4 protein-coding genes are annotated in these 5,838 nt (G+C 75.7%); 3 read left to right on the top strand and 1 reads right to left on the bottom strand.

Annotation, left to right across the window (positions count from 1 at the left end; translation table 11 throughout):
- Window positions 1-342 precede the first annotated feature (342 nt).
- Together treY and FRZ03_RS17070 are read left to right on the top strand one after the other, a co-directional pair.
- Complete coding sequence (treY, locus tag FRZ03_RS17075) at window positions 343-2,685, top strand: malto-oligosyltrehalose synthase (RefSeq protein WP_146466045.1); 2,343 nt, start codon at window positions 343-345, stop codon at window positions 2,683-2,685.
- Window positions 2,686-2,776: 91 nt separating this feature from the next.
- Window positions 2,777-3,460, top strand: a complete 684-nt coding sequence (locus FRZ03_RS17070; protein ID WP_146466019.1) for a maleylpyruvate isomerase N-terminal domain-containing protein — start codon at window positions 2,777-2,779, stop codon at window positions 3,458-3,460.
- 135 nt (window positions 3,461-3,595) lie between these two features.
- On the opposite strand, the gene FRZ03_RS17065 is transcribed toward FRZ03_RS17070, so the two are convergent.
- On the bottom strand, window positions 3,596-4,510 hold the full coding sequence (locus FRZ03_RS17065; RefSeq protein WP_146466018.1) for a LysR family transcriptional regulator: 915 nt from the start codon (window positions 4,508-4,510) through the stop codon (window positions 3,596-3,598).
- Between the two features lie 94 nt (window positions 4,511-4,604).
- Here FRZ03_RS17065 and FRZ03_RS17060 point away from each other — a divergent pair.
- A partial coding sequence (locus FRZ03_RS17060) for a dihydrolipoyl dehydrogenase family protein (RefSeq protein WP_146466044.1) occupies window positions 4,605-5,838 on the top strand: 1,234 nt, incomplete at its 3' end.

The raw sequence follows: 5,838 nt of genomic DNA, 5'->3' as shown, positions 1-5,838 counted from the left end.
CCGGCTGCGGCTGGCGGACCGCAGCCTCACGGTGCTGCGGCGCCCCGCGTAGGGGCCTGTCTTCCGGCTCTTGCCGGGGTCGCGGGGTCTGGCACGCGCATCTGCGGCGTTGTCGTCGGTCGCCGACGCTCCACGTCGACTCCCTCCTCCGCCTTGCATCTGCACGCACCAGACCCCCGCTCGGCTCGGCCGAAAGGCACCGTCGGCCCGAGCCGGCCTGATCCGGAGGAAAGACCCTAGCCCGAGCGGGCGACCCGCTGCGCCGGTCGGCCCGGCGGCGGTGACAGGAAAGGCGGGATGGGTACCTAGGTTCCCATGACCTCAGCGCGATCCGGACCGGGGGTGCCCACGGCCACCTACCGGCTCCAGCTCCAGCCCGCCTTCCCGTTCTCCGCCGCCGCGGCGGCCGTCCCGTACCTCGCCTCGCTCGGCGTGTCGCATCTGCATCTGTCGCCGGTCCTGGAGGCCGTACCGGGCTCCACGCACGGCTACGACGTGGTCGACCACACCCGGGTGCGCGCGGAACTCGGCGGGGAGGAGGGGCTGCGGGCGCTGGCCGGCACCGCCCGGGAGCACGGCCTGGGCCTGGTGCTGGACATCGTGCCCAACCACATGGCGCTGGCGCCCCGGCACAACCACGCCCTGTGGGAGGTGCTGCGCGAGGGGCCGAAGTCGCCGTACGCGCGCTGGTTCGACATCGACTGGGCGGCCGGGGACGGCCGGGTGCTGCTGCCGCTGCTGGGCGGTCCGCTCGGTACGCAGACGGAGCACCTGAGGGTCGACGGCGACGTCCTGCGCTGCCACGACCACGTGCTGCCGCTGCGCGCCGGCACCGCGGGCCTGCCGCTGCCCGAACTGCTGGACGCCCAGTGGTACCGACCGGTGTGGTGGCGGCTGGCCCGCACGGAGCTGAACTACCGGCGGTTCTTCAGCATCTCGGAGCTCATCGGGGTGCGGGTGGAGGACCCCGAGGTGTTCGACGCCACCCACGGCAAGATCCTCCAGCTGCTGGAGGAGGGCGTGGTGGACGGGCTGCGCGTGGACCACCCGGACGGGCTCGCCGACCCCGACGGCTATCTCGCGCGGCTGCACGAGGCGAGCGGCGGGCGCTGGACGGTGGTGGAGAAGATCCTCGCCGACGGCGAGCACCTCCCCGCCTCCTGGCCGGTCGCGGGCACCACCGGCTACGACGCCCTGCGCCAGGTCGACGGCCTGTTCACGGATCCGGACGGCGCGGCCGAACTCCTCGCCGAGTACCGGGACTTCGCGGCTCCGCAGCCGGACCGGGGCGGGGTCTGGGACGCCACGGTACGGCGGGCCGCCTACAAGGTGCTCACCCACGAACTCGCCACCGAGACCGACCGGCTCAGCCGGGTCGCCGCCCGGCTGTGCGCTACCTCGCCGGACCTGGCGCTGCGCGACCGGGCACCCTGGGCGCTGCGCACGGCCCTGGAGGAACTGCTGGTCCGCATGCGGGTCTACCGCCCCTACGCCTCCGGCGACGCGGCCCTCGCGATCACCGAGGAGGCCGCCGCGGAGGCCCGGCTCGCCTTCGTGGTGCCGCAGGAGGCGGCGGCCGTCGACATCGTGCGCCGGCTGCTGGTCGAGCCGCCCGGCGACCCGGCCGCCCCGGACCACGACGACCGGGTGGAGCTGCGCACCCGGTTCGCGCAGACGGCCTCCGCGCTGCGCGCCAAGTCGGTGGAGGACACGGCGTTCTACCGCTACGTACCGCTGCTGTCGGCGACCGAGGTGGGCGGCGACCCGGGCCGGCCGGGGGTCTCCCCGCGTGAGTTCCACGCCCACTGCGCCCGGGTGCAGCGCGACTGGCCGCTCACCGGTACGGCGGTCACCACGCACGACACCAAGCGCAGCGCCGATGTCCGCGCGGCCCTCGCGGTGCTCACCGAATGCCCCGGCCGCTGGGCGGAGTTGGTGGCGGAGCTGACCCGGCAGCAGGAGAGCGTGCCCGACGGTCAGCTGGTCTGGGCGGCCTGGCAGACGGTGTTCGGGCTGGGGCCCGCCGAGGAGGAGCGGGTGCGCGAGGCCCTGCTGAAGCATGTGCGCGAGGCGGGCATGTACACCAGCTGGACCGAGCGGGAGGAGCCGTACGAGGAGGCGGTGGCCGCCTTCGTCGCGGCCGGTCCCTGCGGGCCGCCCGGCGACCGCGTGGCCGCCTTCCGCAAGGCGCTGGAGCCGCACATCCGCGCCAATGTCCTCGGCACCGCCCTGGTCCACCTGACCATGCCGGGGGTGCCGGACGTCTATCAGGGCGCCGAGGGCGAGTACCGGGCCCTGGTGGACCCGGACAACCGCCGCCCGGCCGCCTTTCCGCCCCCGTCGCCCGGCGAGAAGGACGCGCTGACCGCCGCCGCGCTGCGGCTGCGCGCCCGCCGCCCCGACGCCTTCGGCCCCACCGCTGCCCACACTCCGCTGTCCGCCGAGGGTCCCGCGGCGGACCACTGCACGGCGTTCACCCGCTCCGGCGAGGTGGTCACGGCGGTCACCCGCCTCTCGCTGCGGCTGACCGAGTCGGGCGGCTGGCGGGACACCCTGCTGCCCCTGCCCCCCGGCCGCTGGACCGACGTCCTCCACCCGGAGCGCGAGTTCACCGGCCGCGTCCGGGCGGCGGACCTGTTCGCGCCGCTGCCGGTCGCGCTGCTGGAACGGAGCGCGGCGGACTGATCCACCGACGAGGCGCGGCGCACGCGTCCGCGCCGTCCGGCCCCGATCGTTACCGGGTGCCCGACCGCACCCGGTCGGTAGGGTCACCGGCATGGATCACGAACCCGTGCTCGAAGCGTTCCGCCGGGAATCGACGGCGCTGGGCGATGCGGTGTCAGGACTGACCGAGGCGGAGTGGAGCCTGCCGACGCGCTGCGTCCCCTGGACCGTGCGCGACCTGCTGGGGCACATCTGCGTCGTGATCGACTGGCTCCCGGGCATGCTCGCCGCGCCCGCTCCGGACGCGGCCCGGATCTCCGCGGCGGAGTACTACCGCCCGGACGACCGCTTCTCGGCCCGGACCAACGGCGCCCGGATCGCCCTGGCCCGGGACCGGGCGGCGCAGCCGGCCGACGGCGCTGACATCGCCGCGGGCTTCACCGCGACCTGGCGACGTGTCGACCGGCTGTGCCGGGCCCAGCCGCCCGGCCGCACCGTGCGGACGCGTCACGGTGACGCCATGCTGCTGTCGGAGTTCCTGCTCACCCGGGTCGTCGAGGTCGCCGTCCACGGCCTCGACCTGGCCGATGCACTCGGCCGTGCGCCCTGGCTCACCTCGTCGGCCGGCGACACCGTGCTGGAACTGCTCCTCGGCCCCGAGCAGGCGACCGCCATCGGGACACTGGGCTGGAGCCGCGCGCGTTTCCTGCGCAAGGCCACCGGCCGCGAGCCGCTGGACGAGACGGAGAGCGCGCGAATCGAACAACTCGGCATCCGGTGGCTCGCCCTGGGCTGACCGCCGCTCGCCGGGCGACCGGCACAGCGCCCGCGGACGGGCGGACCCACGCGTGCGCCCACGGACGTCCGGACCGGCGCCCCGGCCGTCACCGCCGGGCCCGCCATGCCCGGACGGTCGCGCCTCCGGCCCGGATCACGCGGGGCCGGATCGCCGCGGGAGCCCGCTCACGCTGGGCCAGACGGCCCGCAGCAACGCGACGAAGGCCTCGGCGGCCCCGGTCGGCGGCACCCGCGCGTAGACGGCGAGCGGGCGCCGCCACGCCGGGTCGGGCGTGAGCACGACACAGTCCTCGCCGACCGCGCCGCGCACGATGTGGGCGGCCGCCGCGCACACTCCCACCCCGGCCGCGGCCATCCGCACGGCCGTGGAGGCCTGCTCGGTCCACACCGCGGTCCGGGGCGTGAACCCGGCCTGCCCACAGGCCCAGTCGAGGAAGCGCGCGCCGTGCACCACGGGTTCCATCGCGCAGCGGACCCAGGAGCGGTCCGCGAGTTCGGGCAGCGTCACCGTCGTGCGCCCCGCCAGCCGGTCGTCGAAGGGCACCACCAGGACGATCTCCTCCGCACCGATCGGCACCACGGTCCCGGGCGGCTCGACCGGCTCCGGGCCCACCGCGAGATCGGCGGTGCCGCGCCGCACGGCCTCCTCCAGCGCCTCCGACGTGGCGTACTCGTGCAGCCGCAGCAGCACCCTCGGATGGGCGGCGCGCCAGCGGGCGAACACGTCGGGCAGGGCCCCGACGGCGATGGAGTGCAGGGCGGCGACATGCAGTTCACCGCCCTCGGCCCCGGCGGCGGCGCGGGCCGCGCGACGGGCCTGCGCGGCGCTGCGGACGGCGAGTTCGGCGTGCGGCAGGAAGGCGCGGCCCATCGGGGTGAGCCGCACGCCCCGGGGCAGCCGCTCCAGCAGCGCCCCGCCGACCGCCTTCTCCAGCGCCTTGATCTGGTGCGAGAGCGCGGGCTGGGTGACGTGCAGGGCGTCCGCCGCGCGCGTGAAGGACGCCTCCTGGACGACCGTCACGAAGTACTCCATCTGCCGCAGGCTCAACTCCCCGTCCCCTCATGAGCGTTCTGCATGGATTCCACAAGAACATTGCCTTGGACGCATGGCAAGGGACGGCCGCAGGGTGGTGACCATGAGCATGGACACAGCGGATGTGATCGTCATCGGCGGCGGCACGGGCGGCTACGGCACCGCCCTGCGCGCGGCCGCCCTCGGCCTCGACGTCGTCCTCGTCGAACGCGACAAGCTGGGCGGCACCTGTCTGCACCGCGGCTGCATCCCGAGCAAGGCGATGCTGCACGCCGCCGAACTGGTGGACGGCATCGCCGAGGCCCGGGAGCGGTGGGGGGTGAAGGCCGCGCTGGAGTCCGTGGACTGGGCGGCGCTGGTGGCCACCCGCGACGACATCGTGGAGCGCAACCACAAGGGGGTGACCGCGCACCTGGAGCACGCGGGCGTGCGGGTGGTGCGGGGCAGCGCGCGGCTGACGGGACCGCGCACGGTGCACGTGGAGGGCGTGGGGCGGCCGGGAGATCCGGCGTCCGCGCCCGGCAGGTACGGGATCACCGCGCGCCGGGGCATCGTCCTCGCCACCGGCTCGCGCCCGCGCACGCTCCCCGGGCTCGTGCCGGACGGGAGCCGGGTGGTGACCAGCGACGACGCGTTGTTCGCCCCGGGGCTGCCGGGCTCGGTCCTGGTGCTCGGTGGGGGCGCGATCGGGGTGGAGTACGCCTCCTTCCACCGGTCGATGGGCGCGGAGGTCACCCTGGTCGAGGCGGCCGAGCGGATCGTGCCGCTGGAGGACGCGGACGTGAGCCGGCATCTGACGCGGGGGCTGCGCAGGCGCGGTGTCGACGTGCAGGCGGGGGCGCGGCTGCTGGACGCGGAGGTGCTGGAGGGCGGGGTGGCGGCCCGGGTGCGCACCGCGCGCGGCGAGACGCGGACGCTGACAGCGGAGCGGCTGCTGGTGGCGGTCGGTCGGGTGCCGGTCACCGAGGGCCTGGACCTGGCCGCCGCGGGCCTCACGGCGGACGCGCGCGGGTTCGTCGTACCGGCCGACTGGGACCGGCTGGAGACGGCCGTGCCTGGCGTCCACGTCGTCGGCGATCTGCTGCCGCCGCCCTCGCTCGGCCTCGCGCACGCCTCGTTCGCGGAGGCGCTGGTGGTGGCCGAGACGCTCGCGGGACTGCGGCCGGCTCCGGTCGACTACGCGGCCGTGCCCCGGGTGACGTACTCCTCACCGCAGACGGCCTCCGTGGGCCTGGGCGAGGAGGAGGCGCGGGCGCGGGGGTTCGAGGTGGACGTCAACAGCATGCCGCTGACCGCCGTGGCCAAGGGGATGGTGCACGGCCAGGGCGGGATGGTGAAGGTGG

Source organism: Streptomyces misionensis (assembly GCF_007896895.1).
GTDB lineage: Bacteria > Actinomycetota > Actinomycetes > Streptomycetales > Streptomycetaceae > Streptomyces > Streptomyces misionensis_A.
Note: the sequence above shows the minus strand (reverse complement) of the source record. Positions and strands in the feature narration are given on the sequence as shown.